The 16,756-nt window shown below is 39.7% G+C and carries 16 protein-coding genes and 1 pseudogene; 3 read left to right on the forward strand and 14 right to left on the reverse strand.

The window, feature by feature from the left end; genetic code table 11:
* Positions 1–9: 9 nt before the first annotated feature.
* The 3 genes from N8M20_RS01730 to N8M20_RS01740 form a co-directional block, all read right to left on the reverse strand.
* Complete coding sequence (locus tag N8M20_RS01730; protein WP_261078856.1) at positions 10–1,287, reverse strand: pyrimidine-nucleoside phosphorylase; 1,278 nt, start codon at positions 1,285–1,287, stop codon at positions 10–12.
* Positions 1,284–1,874, reverse strand: coding sequence for a class I SAM-dependent methyltransferase (locus N8M20_RS01735; RefSeq protein ID WP_314726165.1), 591 nt, complete (start codon positions 1,872–1,874; stop codon positions 1,284–1,286). The genes N8M20_RS01730 and N8M20_RS01735 overlap by 4 nt, the downstream gene beginning before the upstream one ends.
* A 213-nt stretch (positions 1,875–2,087) precedes the next feature.
* Positions 2,088–2,489 (reverse strand): hypothetical protein, encoded by a 402-nt coding sequence (locus N8M20_RS01740; protein ID WP_261078857.1) that lies wholly within the window; start codon positions 2,487–2,489, stop codon positions 2,088–2,090.
* A 200-nt stretch (positions 2,490–2,689) separates the two neighbouring features.
* On the opposite strand from N8M20_RS01740, the gene coaA reads away from it, so the two are divergent.
* The 3 genes from coaA to N8M20_RS01755 all read left to right on the forward strand — a co-directional run bounded on the left by coaA (position 2,690) and on the right by N8M20_RS01755 (position 4,491).
* The gene (gene coaA, locus N8M20_RS01745) at positions 2,690–3,610 is read left to right on the forward strand and encodes a type I pantothenate kinase (RefSeq protein WP_261078858.1); all 921 of its coding nucleotides are present in this window, start codon (positions 2,690–2,692) and stop codon (positions 3,608–3,610) included.
* 67 nt (positions 3,611–3,677) lie between these two features.
* The gene (gene rpsT / locus N8M20_RS01750; RefSeq protein ID WP_001274000.1) at positions 3,678–3,914 is read left to right on the forward strand and encodes a 30S ribosomal protein S20; all 237 of its coding nucleotides are present in this window, start codon (positions 3,678–3,680) and stop codon (positions 3,912–3,914) included.
* A gap of 52 nt (positions 3,915–3,966) precedes the next feature.
* Entirely contained in the window at positions 3,967–4,491 is a 525-nt protein-coding gene (locus N8M20_RS01755) for a DNA topology modulation protein (protein WP_261078859.1), read from the forward strand.
* Positions 4,492–4,516: 25 nt separating this feature from the next.
* Here the strand turns inward: N8M20_RS01755 and deoD are convergent, their stop codons facing one another.
* The 11 genes and pseudogenes from deoD to N8M20_RS01815 form a co-directional block, all read right to left on the reverse strand.
* Positions 4,517–5,227: a purine-nucleoside phosphorylase gene (deoD, locus tag N8M20_RS01760; protein ID WP_261078860.1), complete on the reverse strand. Its 711-nt coding sequence runs from the start codon at positions 5,225–5,227 to the stop codon at positions 4,517–4,519.
* Between the two features lie 400 nt (positions 5,228–5,627).
* Positions 5,628–6,911 (reverse strand): chloride channel protein, encoded by a 1,284-nt coding sequence (locus N8M20_RS01765; protein WP_261078861.1) that lies wholly within the window; start codon positions 6,909–6,911, stop codon positions 5,628–5,630.
* A pseudogene (locus N8M20_RS01770) lies at positions 6,905–7,150 on the reverse strand (phosphorylase family protein); the annotation flags it as partial. The gene N8M20_RS01765 and the pseudogene N8M20_RS01770, both read right to left, overlap by 7 nt.
* A 289-nt stretch (positions 7,151–7,439) precedes the next feature.
* Complete coding sequence (locus N8M20_RS10535; RefSeq protein ID WP_314726166.1) at positions 7,440–10,172, reverse strand: galactose-binding domain-containing protein; 2,733 nt, start codon at positions 10,170–10,172, stop codon at positions 7,440–7,442.
* A gap of 188 nt (positions 10,173–10,360) precedes the next feature.
* The gene (locus N8M20_RS01785) at positions 10,361–11,170 is read right to left on the reverse strand and encodes a purine-nucleoside phosphorylase (RefSeq protein WP_261078862.1); all 810 of its coding nucleotides are present in this window, start codon (positions 11,168–11,170) and stop codon (positions 10,361–10,363) included.
* Positions 11,167–11,727, reverse strand: coding sequence for a DUF1697 domain-containing protein (locus N8M20_RS01790; protein ID WP_261078863.1), 561 nt, complete (start codon positions 11,725–11,727; stop codon positions 11,167–11,169). The genes N8M20_RS01785 and N8M20_RS01790 overlap by 4 nt, the downstream gene beginning before the upstream one ends.
* A 1-nt stretch (position 11,728) precedes the next feature.
* On the reverse strand, positions 11,729–12,940 hold the full coding sequence (locus N8M20_RS01795) for a phosphopentomutase (protein ID WP_261078864.1): 1,212 nt from the start codon (positions 12,938–12,940) through the stop codon (positions 11,729–11,731).
* Between the two features lie 23 nt (positions 12,941–12,963).
* On the reverse strand, positions 12,964–13,647 hold the full coding sequence (gene rpiA / locus N8M20_RS01800; protein WP_033684959.1) for a ribose-5-phosphate isomerase RpiA: 684 nt from the start codon (positions 13,645–13,647) through the stop codon (positions 12,964–12,966).
* 298 nt (positions 13,648–13,945) lie between these two features.
* On the reverse strand, positions 13,946–14,785 hold the full coding sequence (locus tag N8M20_RS01805; protein WP_261078865.1) for an NAD(P)H-hydrate dehydratase: 840 nt from the start codon (positions 14,783–14,785) through the stop codon (positions 13,946–13,948).
* A 13-nt stretch (positions 14,786–14,798) separates the two neighbouring features.
* Complete coding sequence (locus N8M20_RS01810) at positions 14,799–15,620, reverse strand: phosphate ABC transporter ATPase (RefSeq protein WP_261078866.1); 822 nt, start codon at positions 15,618–15,620, stop codon at positions 14,799–14,801.
* Between the two features lie 136 nt (positions 15,621–15,756).
* Positions 15,757–16,614, reverse strand: coding sequence for a bifunctional methylenetetrahydrofolate dehydrogenase/methenyltetrahydrofolate cyclohydrolase (locus tag N8M20_RS01815; RefSeq protein WP_261078867.1), 858 nt, complete (start codon positions 16,612–16,614; stop codon positions 15,757–15,759).
* Positions 16,615–16,756 lie beyond the last annotated feature (142 nt).

Raw genomic sequence — 16,756 nt, forward strand, 5'->3', positions numbered from 1 at the left:
TCCTGCAGTTTATGAGATAATTTCTATAATTTCTCGTAAACTTTGCACCCTATCATTTATTTTAACATATTTTTGAAAATCTGTAACTAGCTGAGGAGAAATTTTTCCATTTGTGTATACTTTTGCAACAATTTCTCCCTTTTGAACGGAATCTCCAACTTTCTTTTCAAAAACAATTCCTGTTTCATAGTCCAAGGCATCAGACTTGACTGCACGGCCTGCCCCCAGTCTCATAGCATAAAGCCCAAATTCCATAGCTGGAAGAGCTGAAATGACACCCGTTTCCTGAGCAGGGATTTCCACCACATGGGTAACATTTACAGGACGATAGAGGTCTTCCAAGTCTCCACCTTGGGCTTGGACCATCTCCTCAAACTTAGCCAGTGCTTGACCATTTTCAAGATGTTGGCGAACTTCTTCAACTGTTTTATTTACATTTGCCAAACCAAGCATAATTTGAGCCAGTTCACAGATGAAGTGGGTAATATCCTGACGTCCTTGACCTTGTAAAATCTCCAATGCTTCAAGGATTTCTAGACGATTTCCAATCGCTCGTCCCAAGGGCTGACTCATATCCGTAATGACTGCTACCGTTTTTCTACCAACTGCCTTACCAAGTTCCACCATGGTTTGAGCCAATTCACGCGCCTCATCAACCGTCTTCATGAAGGCACCTTCACCGACAGTCACGTCTAGCAAAATAGCATCCGCCCCTGCCGCAATTTTCTTGCTCATCACCGAACTCGCAATCAAAGGAATCGTGTCGACGGTTGCGGTCACATCACGAAGGGCATAGAGAAGCTTATCCGCTTTGACCAGCTGGTCTGATTGCCCAATGACAGATACACCAATATCCTGAACCTGACGAATAAAATCTTCTTGACTACGTTCTACTTGATAGCCCTTAACGGACTCCAACTTATCAATTGTTCCGCCTGTATGGCCGAGACCACGACCACTCATTTTTGCCACAGGTACACCGAAGCTAGCAACAAGAGGAGCTAAAATCAAGGTTACCTTATCACCAACACCCCCAGTAGAATGCTTGTCAACCTTAACCCCTTCAATAGCTGATAAATCAAACTCTTGGCCTGTCTGAACCATTTTCATAGTTAGGTCAGAGATTTCTCGTGTCGTCATTCCTTTAAAATAAACAGCCATAGCAAAAGCAGACATCTGATAATCAGGAACAGTTCCTGACACATAGCCTTCAACTAGCCATTCAATTTCACTCGAAGTCAGCTCTTGACCATCTCGTTTCTTTTGGATTAAATCAACTGCTCTCATTCTTTCACACTTCTAAGGATATAATATCCCTTATCTTTTTTGACAATCTCACAATTACCAAACACATCTTCCATCTTGGACTTGGCACTTGGGGCCCCTTGTTTTTTCTGGATAACGATTGTTAAATCTCCACCAGTTTCCAAGAAATCTTTACTTTTCTCAATGATTTCATGAACCACTTGCTTGCCCGCACGGATAGGAGGATTGGAAATGACATGGTCAAATGTGCCTTCAACTTGTTCATAGATGTTGGACTGGAAAATCGTCGCTTCTACTTTATTTCGTTCAGCATTTTGTCGCGCCAAATCCAAGGCACGATTATTGATATCGACCATGGTAACCTGAACGCCATAAGCCTTAGCTAAAGACAAGCCCAAAGGTCCGTAACCACAGCCTACATCAAGGACAGTTTCTCCTTGGTTGACCTCAAGACACTTGAGCAAGAGTTGACTTCCAAAGTCAATCATTTTCTTGCTAAAAACACCCGCATCTGTCAAAAAGGTCATTTTTTCTCCCAATAAGTCCACTCTTAACTCATGAATGTCGTGAGCAGCGTCAGGATTTTCTGCATAATACATTTTACTCATGAAACTATTTTACCATAATTTGACTTAAATTGTAAATCGTTTACAAATTGATAATAAAACGAAAAAGACTGAAGAAAGTTAGTAAGTAAAACATTTTCTTCAATCTCTTTCAATTATTGGAAACGAATGACAAGTCATTGGGAGCTATAAGGTATCACAGTCAGGATAAAACAACAAATTTATTGTCTATCATCAGAAGAATTTTGATTACTATTACTTAACCTTCAAATGCTTAATCATCAACAAAATTCCCAACAGGATGTTTAGATAAAAGCCCAACTGATACGTTTTTGTCAGGAATTCCAAACTTGTCCAAAGTCGTATCAAATCTTCTAGCGACATGCGGAAGAAATAACCCTCTGTAGCAATCCATAGAACTAAAAAGACATAACTACCAGCAGCAAGCCATTTCGCCCACCGCTTTTTTAGTAAGAAAGCAATCAAGAGCGAACAAAGAAAGACAACTGTTACAATGGCATGTTCCATCAAAAAAGTAAAACCGTAATAGATTTCCACAAAGCGTCTACCATTATCTGCATTGGCTCCTTTTATAAAAGGTAGTGCAAAACTTAAAATAAAACAAAGTTCCAATGTGTAACGTTTTAAGATTTTCATAGTACACCTCCTATAAGTTGTGAACTAAAAATTCCCCTTTATTAGCTTATAAATCAGAAGAAACTATCTCCTACTTCATCTATAAATTGGTCAACCTCTATCTACCTCTATTATATAATATTGACTTACCACATTCAAGAAACCGCTTTATTTTTTTAGCTTTTTATGGTATGATAGACAAAATATCTAGGGGAAAACAAATGACCAACGAATTTTTACATTTTGAAAAAATCAGTCGCCAGACTTGGCAATCGTTACATCGAAAGACAACACCTCCTTTGACAGAAGAGGAATTAGAATCCATCAAGAGTTTTAATGACCAGATTAGCTTGCAGGATGTTACCGATGTCTATCTTCCCCTAGCCCATCTCATCCAGATTTACAAACGTACCAAGGATGATTTGGCCTTTTCAAAAGGAATTTTCCTTCAACGTGAAAGCAAAGCTCAGCCTTTTATCATTGGGGTTTCTGGGAGTGTTGCCGTTGGAAAATCTACAACTAGTCGACTACTGCAAATCTTACTATCCCGTACACTTACAGATGCTACGGTTGAGTTAGTAACAACTGATGGCTTTCTCTATCCCAACCAGACCTTGATTGAACAAGGGATTTTAAATCGCAAGGGATTTCCTGAAAGCTATGATATGGAAGCTCTTCTCAACTTCCTGGATCACATCAAAAATGGACAAGATGTGGATATTCCTGTCTATTCTCATGAAGTCTACGACATCGTACCCGAGGAAAAGCAAAGCGTCAAAGCTGCTGATTTTGTCATTGTTGAGGGAATCAATGTCTTTCAAAATCCACAAAACGAGCGTCTCTACATTACTGACTTCTTTGACTTTTCCATCTATGTTGATGCTGCAGTCAATGACATCGAGAGTTGGTATCTAGACCGTTTCTTGAAAATGCTGAGCCTAGCCCAAAACGACCCTGATAGCTACTATTATCGTTTTACACAAATGCCGATTGGGGAAGTGGAATCCTTTGCCCATCAGGTCTGGACCAGTATCAATCTCACAAATCTACAAAATTATATTGAACCAACTAGAAATCGTGCAGAAGTGATTCTTCATAAAACAAAGAACCATGAAATCGATGAAATTTACTTAAAAAAATAATTTTCCCTTGTCAAAACGTAAGTTTTCAGATATAATGGTATAGTTAGTAAATATGGAGGTAAGAACATTGGCAAACATTAAATCAGCTATCAAACGCGCTGAATTGAACGTTAAACAAAACGAAAAGAACTCAGCTCAAAAATCAGCTATGCGTACTGCTATCAAAGCTTTCGAAGCAAACCCATCTGAAGAACTTTTCCGTGCTGCTAGCTCAGCTATCGATAAAGCAGAAACTAAAGGTTTGATTCACAAAAACAAAGCAAGCCGCGACAAAGCTCGTCTTTCAGCTAAACTTGCTAAATAAGAAACAGTCCATAGAGGCTGTTTTTTTGTCTCCAAATAGGAAAAGGTAGAAAATGAAAATCGCAATTATCGGATATTCTGGTGCTGGTAAGTCAACTCTAGCTGAAAAGTTGTCTCACTACTACTCCATCTCAAAACTTCACATGGACACACTCCAATTTCAACCCGGTTGGCAAGACAGTGACCGTGATTGGATGTTAGCCGAGATGAATAACTTTCTCACCAAGCATGAAGCCTGGGTTATTGATGGAAATTATTCTTGGTGCTATTACCAAGAAAGAATGCAGGAAGCTGACCAAATCATCTTTCTCAACTTTTCCCCATGGACTTGTCTATTTCGGGCTTTTAAACGTTATCTCACATACCGAGGCAAGGTCAGAGAAAGTATGGCAGCTGGTTGTCAAGAACAATTTAATTGGGAGTTTATCAGATGGATTCTTTGGGACGGACGGAGCAAATCCGCTAAGGAACGCTACAAGTGGATTCAAAAAAACTATCCATATAAAGTGGTCATCCTCAGATCACAAAAAGAGATAGACCAATTTCTAGATAAGAAAAGGAAGTCCTCCAATTCATAAAGAAGGGCTTCCTTTTTGGCTATAATTAGTCTGCAATCAAGGTTTCCAAACCAACCTTCATCATATCAGTGAAGGTATTTTGACGTTCTTCTGCAGTTGTGTCTTCGTCTGGATTGACCAAGCTATCAGAGATAGTCATGATAGCTAGCGCGTCAACATGGTGTTGGGCTGCCAGATAGTAGAGTGCTGCTGCTTCCATTTCCACAGCCTTGACTCCCCATTTACCAAGCTCGATGTTCTTTTCAAAGTAGTTTGAATAAAAGACATCAGATGATAAAACGTTCCCAACGTGGGTTGTCATACCAAGTTTTTTGGCGATATGGTAGGCCTTGTCCAGCAAATCAAAGCTAGCGATTTGTGGGAAATCGTACTGTGGCCAGTCATTGCGGATGATGTTAGAGTTGGTTGCAGCTGCCTGCGCCAAAACCAATTCACGGACGTGAACGTCTTCATTCAAAGAACCGGCAGTTCCCACACGGATCAATTTTTTCACACCGTAGTCAACAATCAACTCACGCGCATAAATCGAAATAGATGGCATTCCCATCCCAGTTCCCATGACAGATACACGATGGCCCTTGTAAGTACCAGTGTAACCAAACATGTTACGCACTTCGTTAAAACAAACAGCATCTTCAAGGAAATTCTCCGCAATAAACTTAGCACGAAGAGGATCCCCAGGAAGAAGAATTTTATCAGCAATTTCACCTTGCTGAGCAGCAATATGGATAGACATAGTTAAGATACCAAACCCGTCAAAAAGCAAAGGGAAAATAGGAGTTGGGTGCAGTGAGCGATGCTCGCTAGACCAACTATCTTTTTCCCACTGCTTTTAGGGTGGGTTCAATTCCTTTCTTTCTTAATTTTGATGATATTGAGAAGATTAGACCGGCTTCAATTCAAACCCGAATTCCCCTTCTCTTCTGAGTTTTTAGAAAAGTTTTCCGCTCGTGTTCAAATCAAAACACACGCTCTACCTTTCTTTTTTTATTTTTATATTTCATAGCTAGGAAAAATCGGATTCAATCATGACTCCGATAAGCCTAATTCTTTTTTATTTCAAACAGTTATTGATAAATTGACAATAGTTTTTAATCTTTTAAGATAAATCTTTGATTAGAAGAAACGGTTGTTCTCTATCTTATTACTCTATTCTTTGACTTCTGACACAGTATGTTAGCCCAAGAAAAACGGTCTAATATTTTTGCAAATTCATAGGCTAAAACAGCTGTTACTAAGAGATACGGAAGAGAATCTATACCTAGCCCAGTGAAACCTATTACTAATCCAGTTGCAGACCAGGGAGCCCTCAAGGTCACAGACAAAAAGCAAACAGATCCCAAAAGCAAAATGCTTGGCTGGCTATCCCCACCTAGAATCATTCCAAAGAGAGCAGATCCAGCCATCCCCAAGGCAAAAGATGGCGTAAGGGTACCACCATAGGCCCCTGCCCACAGAGTAATAAGAACGGCCAGCGTTTTTAGGATAAACAAGAGGAATACTGTTTTGCCATTGCTACCATTCAATACTTCCTGAGCCATCATACGTCCATTTCCAAGTAGATGTGGAAAATAACTTGCCAACCCAGCAAGAAAAAGAAAAGCTGTAGGCAATGTGAGAAGTATTCGTTTATCTTTTATTCTGTTTGAAGACACTTCTTTACTCAAGCGACCAAAAAGCCAAGCTAGTGGGGTTAAGAAAAGAAGTAATAAGGGAATAATCCACGTTTCCTTTAATGACCATGTTATCGCTGGAATCTGGTAGAGAGCCTGATCTGAAATAACCCAGCCTGCTGTATAGGTTGACACATAGGTAGTCAAACCGACTAAGATAAATCGTTTAATAGATAGAGCAATTCCTAGAGTTTCAAAAACAAAGAAGACACTTGTTAATGGAACCTGATAGACAGCTGCTAAACCAGCACCAGCACCACAAGCAAGGAGAAAGATTTGATCCTTCTTAGAGAGAAAACATATTTTTCCAATTGGCCCTGCAAATAGAGTTCCAATCTCTCGTGGCGCAGCTTCTTTGCCAATAGGCGCTCCCCCGCCAACTGCAATAATCTGCCAAATTGAATGAAATAGCTGTCTTAAAAAATGAAGCTTGTATTGTGAAGTCTCATCCTTCATCTGTGCTCTAATGGAAAAAATCTGTGATTTTTTTTGCAAGAAATACCAGACCAAGGATGAGCTGACACCCACGATTATTAAACTAAATCCTATCCGCGAGGAGGAAACTCCATCTGTCAAGAATACAGTTTGATGCTCTGATTGACCAAAAGCTATCCCCTCTATCATCTTTAAAAGATAATGTAACAAAATACCAGATAAACCTGAAACTATTCCTTGCAAAATGACTGCTAGGAATAATTTAAGATTATAAGGGATTTTCTGAAAAATACTCCTCAATTCTTTTAACATAGTAATAATTCAGCAAAAACGGTTTTAAGTAAGCCTTTAAAATCACCTTTAACACACTCAGTCACTTCTATAACCTCTCCGTGGTTAATCTCTTCTTTGAAACCAGTAGTATAGTTAGTAATACATAAACTTCCTAGAAGTTTCAAACCTAAGTAGGCTACAACAATAACTTCAGGAGCAGTTGACATTCCGACCACATCTGTTCCAAGCATCTTATAGGTACGAATTTCTACTCGTGTTCAAATTAGAACACGCGCTCTACCTTTCTGTTTATACTCTTCGAAAATCTCTTCAAACCACGTCAACTCTATCTGCAACCTCAAAACAGTGTTTTGAGCTGACTTCGTCAGTTATATCTACAGCCTCAAAGCAGTGCTTTGAGCAGCCTGCGGCTAGTTTCCTAGTTCACTCTTTGATTTTCATTGAGTATTCATTTTGTTCTTTCACAGAGAGCTACCTGAGTTCTATTCAAGCTCAGGTAGTACTTTCTTATAAACTAGACAAACTAACTGTCATTGTACCATCAGACTACAAGACATCATCGTCACTCACCTTGGAATTCAATGTCGTACCCCAATGAGTGATTTTCCGATGTGGTTGGGCGAGAAGAGGTCTGTTGTCATAGATTGTTTGCCATCTATTCCAGATAAGACCTGTTCTCTTTTCGATCTTAATTCGAAGATTTCTCATATTTTCTTTAATTGGAAGGTTGAGTACAAAACCTGCAATCTGGTTACGTCCATTTCCTTCCCAAGAATGACTTCGAACGACTGAATGACCATTTTTATCTACTGTAACTTCTTCCCAAGTTATAGAATAGCGTGCAATGTAAGCTCCACTATGCTGAATAGTGAGGGTTTTATCTTTTACGGGAGTGTAATTTAACACTTGTACTGGCTTAGAAGTTGGTGTTGTCACAGCATTCTTAGCTATAAATCGAAATACTTCTACTTCAGCAAGACTGAGAGCTTGATTTTTCTGACGCAATTGAATACGGACACGGCGACCTAGTTTACCATCCAACTGAAGATCTAGACGATTTCCTTCTAAACGAGAAACATACTTTCTAGTAACTTCTGTCCCTTTTTCATCATATAAAATCACATCAAAATCTGCCAAACGTTTGGAAAGTTCGCCATCTCCACGATTATAAAGACGGACAAGTCCTACCTGTTCTGTACGACCTAAATCAACTTCCCACCAAGGCTGATTTTCAAATTCTGTATGCGTAATTGATTGCTGGCTGTAGTTACTATTAGTATTTCCATCTAGAGCACGACTAGCATCTCCTCCAAACTCGGTAGAGCTTTGGCGTGCTTGCTTTTTCCATGCGATATTCTCAGCACGCAAGACTTGGACTTCTGCGAGACTGAGAGCATTGTAACCATCTAACTCAATACGGACAAAACGAGCTTTTTTATAGTCAATTGCAATTTGTGCAGAGATATCTTTCAGAGATGCAATGCGCTTTCTTTCAATTTCCTTTCCAGAACTATCCAAAAGAATCACATTAAAATTGGTAAGTCTATCCTGAGCAGTATCTGTTCGATTATAGATATTGATTTGACGAATCGTTTCTTCCTTGTCTAAATCAACTTGCCACCAAGGTTTAGATTGAAAATCTGTATGCGTTACAGAATGATGAGCATAATTCCCATCAACTTTTCCATCTACAGCCCTTCTAGCGTCACCTCCAAAAGCTGTCGAACTTTGGGTAACCCGTTTCCCTAGAGCTATATTTTCAAGAGGTTCAGCGCTTGGTTGACTAGATGACAGAGGGACTTGTTGTTTCTTAAAGAAAGAAATTTTTTCCAGTTTTGGATCACGGTAACCCTGCTTATCCAATGTTGTTCGTTTTCCAATATTAAAGTTTGGAATATCATTCATACGACTTTCAAAATAGCCACGCGAACGGTGTTTAACATTGGCGCTTCCTGTAGATGTCACAACATCACTATCATTTTGTAGCACAGATGTAACCACATTGTCGTTATCCACTACATAATGTTTAATTTTTCCATTTACAGCGAGCTTCCGACTTTCTAGTCCTACATCCCAGAAACCATTTTTGGCATTCCAGATTGTTCTTGAAGTAATGACCTTAGGTGCATTAAATGTTGTCACTTTTTTCAAAACATTGTTATAAAAAGTAGGATATTTCTGATAGGCTTCAACTGCTGCTATTTGAGCTAAGTAACCTCCTAGCGAATGACCTGTCATATACAGATTGGTAATGCTGGAATCCTGTGCCAATTCTTTTACAACATTACGGATATCATCCGCTTGTGCAGATTTATTTCCTCCTAGCAAGGTCAAGTCCGTTCTCAAATCTTTGGAATCATTCAGTCTTGTCCCTCTAATAGATAACATTTGAACCGTATGATCCTTTAGATAAGGAAGATCACTCTTAGTTTCAAATAGATAAGCATCCAAACCACTAGCTGTATGGTAAGCTTTTTTCATCTTCCAAAACGGGGCTAACTCATTGTGCATCATCTTATATTCTTGACGATTCAAGTAGAGACTCGGAAATGGATTTTTATGATCTAGAATTTTTTCGATATAGTCATCATCACGATAGGATAACTCCATAAAGAGAAGAGCGTCTCGATCTGTAACATACCATTGTTTCTTATTATCATCTTCCCCATCTGCTAATCCGTCTCCATCACTGTCCGCCAGTAATGGATGACTGTTATATCCTAAATAGTCCTTACCATCTTTACGATAAACATAAAGCTCATCCTTATTTTTGATACCATCCTGATCGTCATCACCTTCTAAATCAAGGACTTTTTCACCATAAAGAGAATTGTCAAGTAAATCATTTTCGGAGTGCAGTTCTCCTTTTGAAATTTTCAAAAGATCTTCTGCTGTCACAGGACGAGAAGTTGTAGACTCATCCTTTACATTTTCCTCTCTATTCACTTCTGCAGGAACTAGAGCAGGCTCTGTTTTATGGGATTCCAGCTTTTCTTCTTCCTTCTGATTTTTAAGGACTTCTTTTGTTTCCGGAGCTGGTTGAATAACTGCCACTCTTTCCTCTATAAGAGGCGTTTCCTGTTTTTTATCAGTATTTTCTAGTTTTGTCGGACTATCCGTTGCATTTACTACTAGAGGAGTTTCGTTTTTCACAACTGGACTTCCTTCATTGGCAGAAATTCCTGTCGGTGCTAAAAAAGCAAAACCAACTGCAACAGATACAACTCCGATACTTAATTTTTTTATGCCAAAACGCATTATTCGTTGACCGATTTTCATTCTTTTCTAACTTTCTTTTATTTTCCCCTATTTACCAATAATTGATAAATAAGCATGTGATAAATTTTTACTAAAGATATAGTAGTTGATTAGATTTTTGTTCATCTTTTAATCACAACAAACCCAATCTTCTCTACTGAAGACGATGAGAACTCCCCCTTTCTAGTCTAATACCATCACCAATTTTTTTACAATTCTGCAAGAATCGCTTTCAGCAAGCCTTTGAAATCACCTTTGACACGTTCTGTTACTTCCACAACTTCTTCGTGGTTGAGTTCTTCTTGGAATCCAGCTGCAAAGTTAGTAATACATGAAATACCGAGAACTTTCAAGCCAGAGTGGGCTGCAACAATAACTTCAGGAACAGTCGACATACCAACTGCATCTGCTCCCAATGTCTTATAGGCACGAATTTCTGCTGGGGTTTCATAAGTCGGACCAGTAACGCCGATATAGACACCTTCATCAAGATTGATACCAAGTTTTTTAGCCACTTCATGGGCAGTAGCACGGTATTCTGGTGTGTAGGCCTTAGACATATCTGGGAAACGAGGACCAAAGTCATCCAAGTTTTCACCCATCAATGGGTTTTGACCTGTCATGTTGATATGGTCTGAGATAGCCATCAAAGTACCAGGCCCATATCCAATACCACCAGCAGCATTGGTTACAATAACACCTTCACATCCAAGAACTTTCATGACACGTACTGGGAAAGTCACGACTTCCAGAGGGTTTCCTTCGTAGAAATGGAAACGTCCTTGAAGAGCCAAAACCTTGCGACCTGCAAGTTCCCCATATACTAATTTACCAGCGTGACCGACAACTGTTGAACGGCCCCAGTTTGGAATATCCGCATAGTCTACTACAACTGGATTTTCGATTTCTTCTGCCAATTCTCCAAGTCCTGACCCAAGGATTAGACCGAACTCGGGGGCTGCAATTCCCTTTTCTTTCAGGAAAGTAGCAGTTTCATGGATTTTGTTTAAAAATGTCATTGTGTGTCTCCTTTATTATTTTTTAACATTTGACCAATTTTGTCAAAGGTTTTTGCATTGCGAATGGTGATGTTGCGATAAAAAGGCATCTTGAGCAAGTACTTGTGATAGGCAGTTGCATAGTAGGATTCCTCAGAGAATTTCCCCCAGAAAATACCAAGTTTTCCAAAATGAACGACTTCATCTTTCAATTCCAAACTTTCAACTTTCTCAATGACTTGAGCTACATCCAAACCCTCCGTGTAAAAGAGAACGTCTTTTCGTGCCAAATCTTTGGTCCACCAATCTGGCAGATTCTTCAGCTCTGCATCATAGTCTTCCTGACTTAGCAAGGAAAAGCTCTGAATAAATGGATAATGGACTGCAAAGAAAGCCTCTAACTTTTCAACCAATCGGGCTTTGGGGTCTGTCGAAGTAAAGAAAATATTGCCACTGTTGATGTAGGTCTCAACCTTTTCCAGTCCCAACTCTGTCAGTTCTTGACGAAGTTGCGCCATGATAACTTTATTTTTCCCACCTACATTAATGCCCCGAACAAGTAAAGCATATCGTGTCATCTTACACCAATTTATCTAAGAAACTTTCCCCAATCATGGCAGTTTCCACACCAAAGTTATCCGCAACTGTCGCTGAGATATCTGCAAAATGTCCTACTGGAATGACACCATTTCCTTTAAAAGCAGGACTGTAAGCCAAAAGTGGGATATATTCGCGAGTGTGGTCTGTTCCTGCGTAAGTTGGGTCGTTCCCGTGGTCCGCAGTAATCAAGAGAAGGTCATTCTCTCTCATAGCTGCGATAATTTCAGGCAAGCGTTCATCAAACTCATGCAGGCAATCACGGTAACCATGAGCATTGCGGCGGTGGCCGTAAAGGGCATCAAAGTCAACTAAGTTTGTGAATGAAAATCCTTTTTTAAACTCAGCAAGTCCCATGGTCTTCAATAGTGTATCAATTCCGTGGCTGTTTGACTTGTTGTGGCCCATGTCATGATTGATACCAGCTCCGTTAAAGATATCGTTGATTTTACCAACAGCATAAGTATCGATACCTGCTTCATTGAGTTTATCGAGAACAGTTGGAGCAAATGGTGATACAGCCAAGTCACGACGGTTGGCTGTACGAGTGAAGTTACCTGGTTCACCTACATAAGGGCGAGCAATGATACGACCTAGAAGGGCTGGACGCTCAAGGGTAATCGAACGAGCGTATTCACAGATACGGTACAATTCGTCCAAAGGAATAATATCTTCGTGGGCAGCAATTTGCAAAACAGGGTCAGCTGAAGTATAGATAATCAACTCTCCAGTTTCCATTTGACGTGGTCCAAAATCATCGATAACAGCTGTACCTGAGTAAGGTTTGTTAGCTTCACGAATGACCTTACGTCCTGAAAATTCTTCGATTTTTGTCAAGATTTCTTCTGGGAATCCGTTCCAGAAAGTATCGAAGGGCTCAGTAATGTTGAGTCCCATGATTTCCCAGTGTCCAGTCATGGTATCCTTACCAAGAGATACTTCTTCCAATTTTGTTGCATATCCTGTTGGATTGTTTTCAGCTGGAACAGTCTTAAGAGGAGTTTCTCGAGGAATATTTCCAAGACCAATTTTAGCCATGTTTGGGACATTCAAACCAACTGCTTTTGAAATGTGTCCTAATGTGTCAGAAGCTCCATCTGGAACTCCTGCATTGACAAAGTTATTAGCATCTGGTGCAGCACCGATTCCTACAGAATCTAGTACCACCAAGTGAATACGATTAAATTTTGACATAGTGTATCTCCTTATTATTTTAGTTATCTTGCTTTTGTTGAAGTTAAAATCTGAACCCCGTCTCGTCCAGCAACGATGACCTTATCCACCATTTGGTTGAATAAGCCGTGCTCCACGACACCAACGACATGGTCCAATTCTTGCCCGAAGGCAATTGGATCTTCAATGACATCTAAGGCAAGGTCAATGATAAAATTCTGCATATCCGTCACAAAACGTTGGCCGTCTTTTTCACGGAAACTTGGTTTGTAGCCAGCTCGCTCAAAACGACGAAAGACCTGTTCTGCGCCATACTGAACCACTTCTACTGGCAATTTAAAAGCACCCAGTTTGTCTACTAGCTTGCTTTCATCCACCACCCAAATGTATTCTTTTGAAGGCGTTGCGACAACTTTCTCCATCAGAAGGGCACCACCACCGCCTTTGATTCCATTAAACTGACCATCCACTTCATCCGCCCCGTCGACTGTCACATCGACAAAGTCTACTTGGTCAATAGACTTGAGCGGGATATTAAGACCTTCAGCCTGTTTACTGGTCACACTAGAAGTCGTTACAGCTGTAATTTGCAACCCTTCTTCCTTAATCCGACGACCGATTTCTTCTACGAAATAATAGGCAGTAGACCCCGTTCCCAGTCCGACAACCATGCCATCATTGACAAATTCAGCAGCCTTGATACCTGCCATTTTTTTCAGATTTTCCACTCAAACACCTCCATTAAAGAGCTATTTCTATTATACCATGTAAAGGCTTTTATTTCATCTAAAAGTACCTTTAGAATACTGCTTATTTATCCTTGAAATTGAATTTTTTTTATAAAAGTAGAGCTCTGACAAATAACTTTAAGTACGGATGTAAAGCAAATAAACTCTAACAAAAATAGATTTACAAGAGTAAAAAAACGAACAAATTTAGTTTCTTAGTGAGAAGAATACTAAACGTTCGTTTTTTTGTGAATTAAGAATAATGATACAAATTATCAACATTTTTTGTCTAACTATTTTAGACATATCTTTTCATTACTTTAGGAAGACAATTACTAATTTCCGTTGGCAAGACCACATAATGTTCTTGAGCTAATTCTTGGGCTATAGCTGAATGAAGATGAGTCGCTACGGTTACACGCTCGTAGAGACTAGCATGTCGAAATTGGCCTGCAAATCCTGCAATCATCCCAGCCAGAGTATCTCCCATTCCCCCAGTCGCCTGATAGGGACCGCCAACCTGTAACTGGTAATAATCAGATTGGCCAGCCTGCCAAATACGAGTAGCCGCACCTTTCTCTACCAAAATTGTTCCTTGAGGGAAAGAAGTCAGGGCACTAGCTGTTGTAGCTTCCTTTTGCTTTTCAATCGTAATTCCAGATAATTTTTCCCATTCTTTTTGGTGAGGAGTTAGGATAAGCTGGTTAGACGGAAATGACAATCTTGTTCTGGCAAGAATAGTCAAAGCACCTCCGTCTACAATCAAAATTTGATTCTTTTTTAAGCTAGCAAAGACCTGTTTTACTAGATTTTCTCCAAAAGTATCGTCTCGTAAACCAGGTCCCACTAAGACAACTTCTGTCTTCTCCAACTGCTCTTTTAACAACTGCTGGTCTTGAAGAGAAAAGGCCATAGCCTCAGGTAAATGGCTGTGCAGAGCTGGAATATTTTCCCTGTCCGTTCCAACGGTCACCAATCCTGCACCGCTTTTTACAGCTGCTAAAGTAGCCATGATAATGGCACCACCATAAGGATAAGTCCCACCCAGCAACAGCAGACGACCGTAGTCTCCTTTATGACTTGTACGAGAACGTTCAATAATGACTTTTTCTAGTAAGGTTTGATCAATCACTTTCATCTTTTTTCCTCAACTATCCTTTACCTGATCGTTTTAAAACAATCCGATATACTTTTTTAACCCACTCCTCCAAACCTTCTCCATCATGGTCAAGATAATACACCTTATCCAGTAATTGACTTGGAATAATATTTTCAAATTGGCTCTTATTATGAGTTGGAATAATGCAAATATACAACTCACTAAATAAATTCAACATGTCCTTAATTTTTGCAACATGGTAGCCATCAAAAATATAACCAGTAAGTTTAATCAAATCTGTATAGATAAAATGAAAACTCACTCCAGGAATAAACTTGTCTTGTAATTCTTTCTCTGAAGGAGCTCGACCTAATAAACGCTCCATCGCTAATCGATAACCAGAACTTGTATTTGACCACCCTAACATGACATAGTCAAAATAATCTATCGGATCCGATGCAGCATTTCGACTATCCAAAACCAACTCCTCAGCATCTCGCCCAAAGGCTTTTACAGCAGATAAGATCTGACCTATTTTAAAGATAGAAATCGCTGCATCTATAGTCGTAGTATGACTACAGTAGTCTGAAGTCACTAACCTCTTATGTAGATCATAAGTCGAGGCTACTCTTTTATCTGTAGGGGTAAATGGTGGCAGAAAGGGATGCTGAAAGATGTAATCTAAAATCTCTTTTTTTAAACAAGAATCAGCACACTCAATACTTGTTTGACGTTTATGAAGTTTTTCGTAAGCTATAAATTTAGCAATTTTTTCTAATTCCCATTCTTGAATATTTGGATAATCAATTAGTGCTAAGTAGTATATTCCATCCCATTGTAAACTATATTCCCCATTATAAATTTTTAAAATCATCTAATCACCTCACTCCATTATACAACAAAAAGGAGGCGCAGACCTCCTTTTGTAATCTTATATCTAAAATTTAATACTCATTTCTGCCATTTCAGATATAGCTATAGAAAATACACTCTCTTCAGCGATTTTTCTCTTATTTTCTATCCAATGTCCGAAGTGCTGCTTGATAAGTTTGTTCCATCAGCATAGTAATGGTCATAGGACCAACACCTCCAGGGACTGGCGTAATATGGCTAGCAAGTGGGGCAACTGCCTCATAATCCACATCCCCACAGAGCTTACCATTTTCATCACGATTCATCCCAACGTCAATGACTACCGCACCTGGTTTGACAAAATCAGGAGTCACAAACTTAGCACGACCAATTGCTACAACAAGAATATCCGCTTTTGCAGCAACCTTAGCGAGATTATGGGTGCGTGAGTGAGTCAAGGTAACTGTAGCATTCTTTGCCAAAAGAAGCTGGGCCATGGGTTTTCCAACTATGTTTGAACGACCGATAACAACCGCATTTTTACCTTCCAAGTCAATCCCATATTCATGAAACATCTCCATAATCCCTGCAGGTGTTGATGGAATCATAACTGGATGACCAGACCAAAGACGGCCCATATTTAGAGGATGGAAACCATCCACATCCTTTTCTGGGTCAATGGCCAACAAAACTGCCTCTTCATCGATATGTTTTGGTAATGGCAACTGGACCAAAATCCCATGCCAAGCTGGATCTTGATTGTATTTGTCAATCAGGTCTAGCAAGTCCTCTTGCGTAATGGTCTCTGGAACTCGCACTACTTCGCTACGGAAACCAGCCGCAAGGGCAGAACGTTCCTTGTTGCGAACGTAGACTTGGCTGGCTGGATTGTCCCCAACCAAAATCACTACCAAACCAGGCACTAGTTCCGTTTCTTCCTTTAATTTTGCAGTCTTTTCAGCCAACTGCCCCTGCAATTTGGCAGCTAAAGCTTTCCCATCAATAATCTGTGTCATATCACTTCTCTTTTCTTTCAAATATCTTCCATTATACCAAAAACTGCTAGTACCCTCCAACACTTCTTTCCTAGGCTATCCTATAGTTTCAAACTATAAGAAAAAGCTCAGGTCGAGCTTTTCACTAATCTTGTCTTGAAAT

The organism is Streptococcus mitis (assembly GCF_946190275.1).
GTDB classification, from domain to species: Bacteria; Bacillota; Bacilli; order Lactobacillales; family Streptococcaceae; genus Streptococcus; species Streptococcus mitis_DC.

What these genes read in the sequence shown, in the direction of transcription:
- coaA (WP_261078858.1), top strand. Translation starts at nt 2,690, where the DNA reads ATGACCAACGAATTTTTACATTTTGAAAAAATCAGTCGCCAGACTTGG.
- N8M20_RS01735 (WP_314726165.1), bottom strand. Translation starts at nt 1,874, where the DNA reads ATGAGTAAAATGTATTATGCAGAAAATCCTGACGCTGCTCACGACATT.
- N8M20_RS01755 (WP_261078859.1), top strand. Translation starts at nt 3,967, where the DNA reads ATGAAAATCGCAATTATCGGATATTCTGGTGCTGGTAAGTCAACTCTA.
- N8M20_RS01765 (WP_261078861.1), bottom strand. Translation starts at nt 6,911, where the DNA reads ATGTTAAAAGAATTGAGGAGTATTTTTCAGAAAATCCCTTATAATCTT.
- N8M20_RS01810 (WP_261078866.1), bottom strand. Translation starts at nt 15,620, where the DNA reads ATGATTTTAAAAATTTATAATGGGGAATATAGTTTACAATGGGATGGA.
- deoD (WP_261078860.1), bottom strand. Translation starts at nt 5,227, where the DNA reads ATGTCTATCCATATTGCTGCTCAGCAAGGTGAAATTGCTGATAAAATT.
- N8M20_RS01730 (WP_261078856.1), bottom strand. Translation starts at nt 1,287, where the DNA reads ATGAGAGCAGTTGATTTAATCCAAAAGAAACGAGATGGTCAAGAGCTG.
- N8M20_RS01805 (WP_261078865.1), bottom strand. Translation starts at nt 14,785, where the DNA reads ATGAAAGTGATTGATCAAACCTTACTAGAAAAAGTCATTATTGAACGT.
- N8M20_RS01815 (WP_261078867.1), bottom strand. Translation starts at nt 16,614, where the DNA reads ATGACACAGATTATTGATGGGAAAGCTTTAGCTGCCAAATTGCAGGGG.
- N8M20_RS01790 (WP_261078863.1), bottom strand. Translation starts at nt 11,727, where the DNA reads ATGACACGATATGCTTTACTTGTTCGGGGCATTAATGTAGGTGGGAAA.
- N8M20_RS01795 (WP_261078864.1), bottom strand. Translation starts at nt 12,940, where the DNA reads ATGTCAAAATTTAATCGTATTCACTTGGTGGTACTAGATTCTGTAGGA.
- N8M20_RS01740 (WP_261078857.1), bottom strand. Translation starts at nt 2,489, where the DNA reads ATGAAAATCTTAAAACGTTACACATTGGAACTTTGTTTTATTTTAAGT.
- N8M20_RS01785 (WP_261078862.1), bottom strand. Translation starts at nt 11,170, where the DNA reads ATGACATTTTTAAACAAAATCCATGAAACTGCTACTTTCCTGAAAGAA.
- N8M20_RS10535 (WP_314726166.1), bottom strand. Translation starts at nt 10,172, where the DNA reads ATGAAAATCGGTCAACGAATAATGCGTTTTGGCATAAAAAAATTAAGT.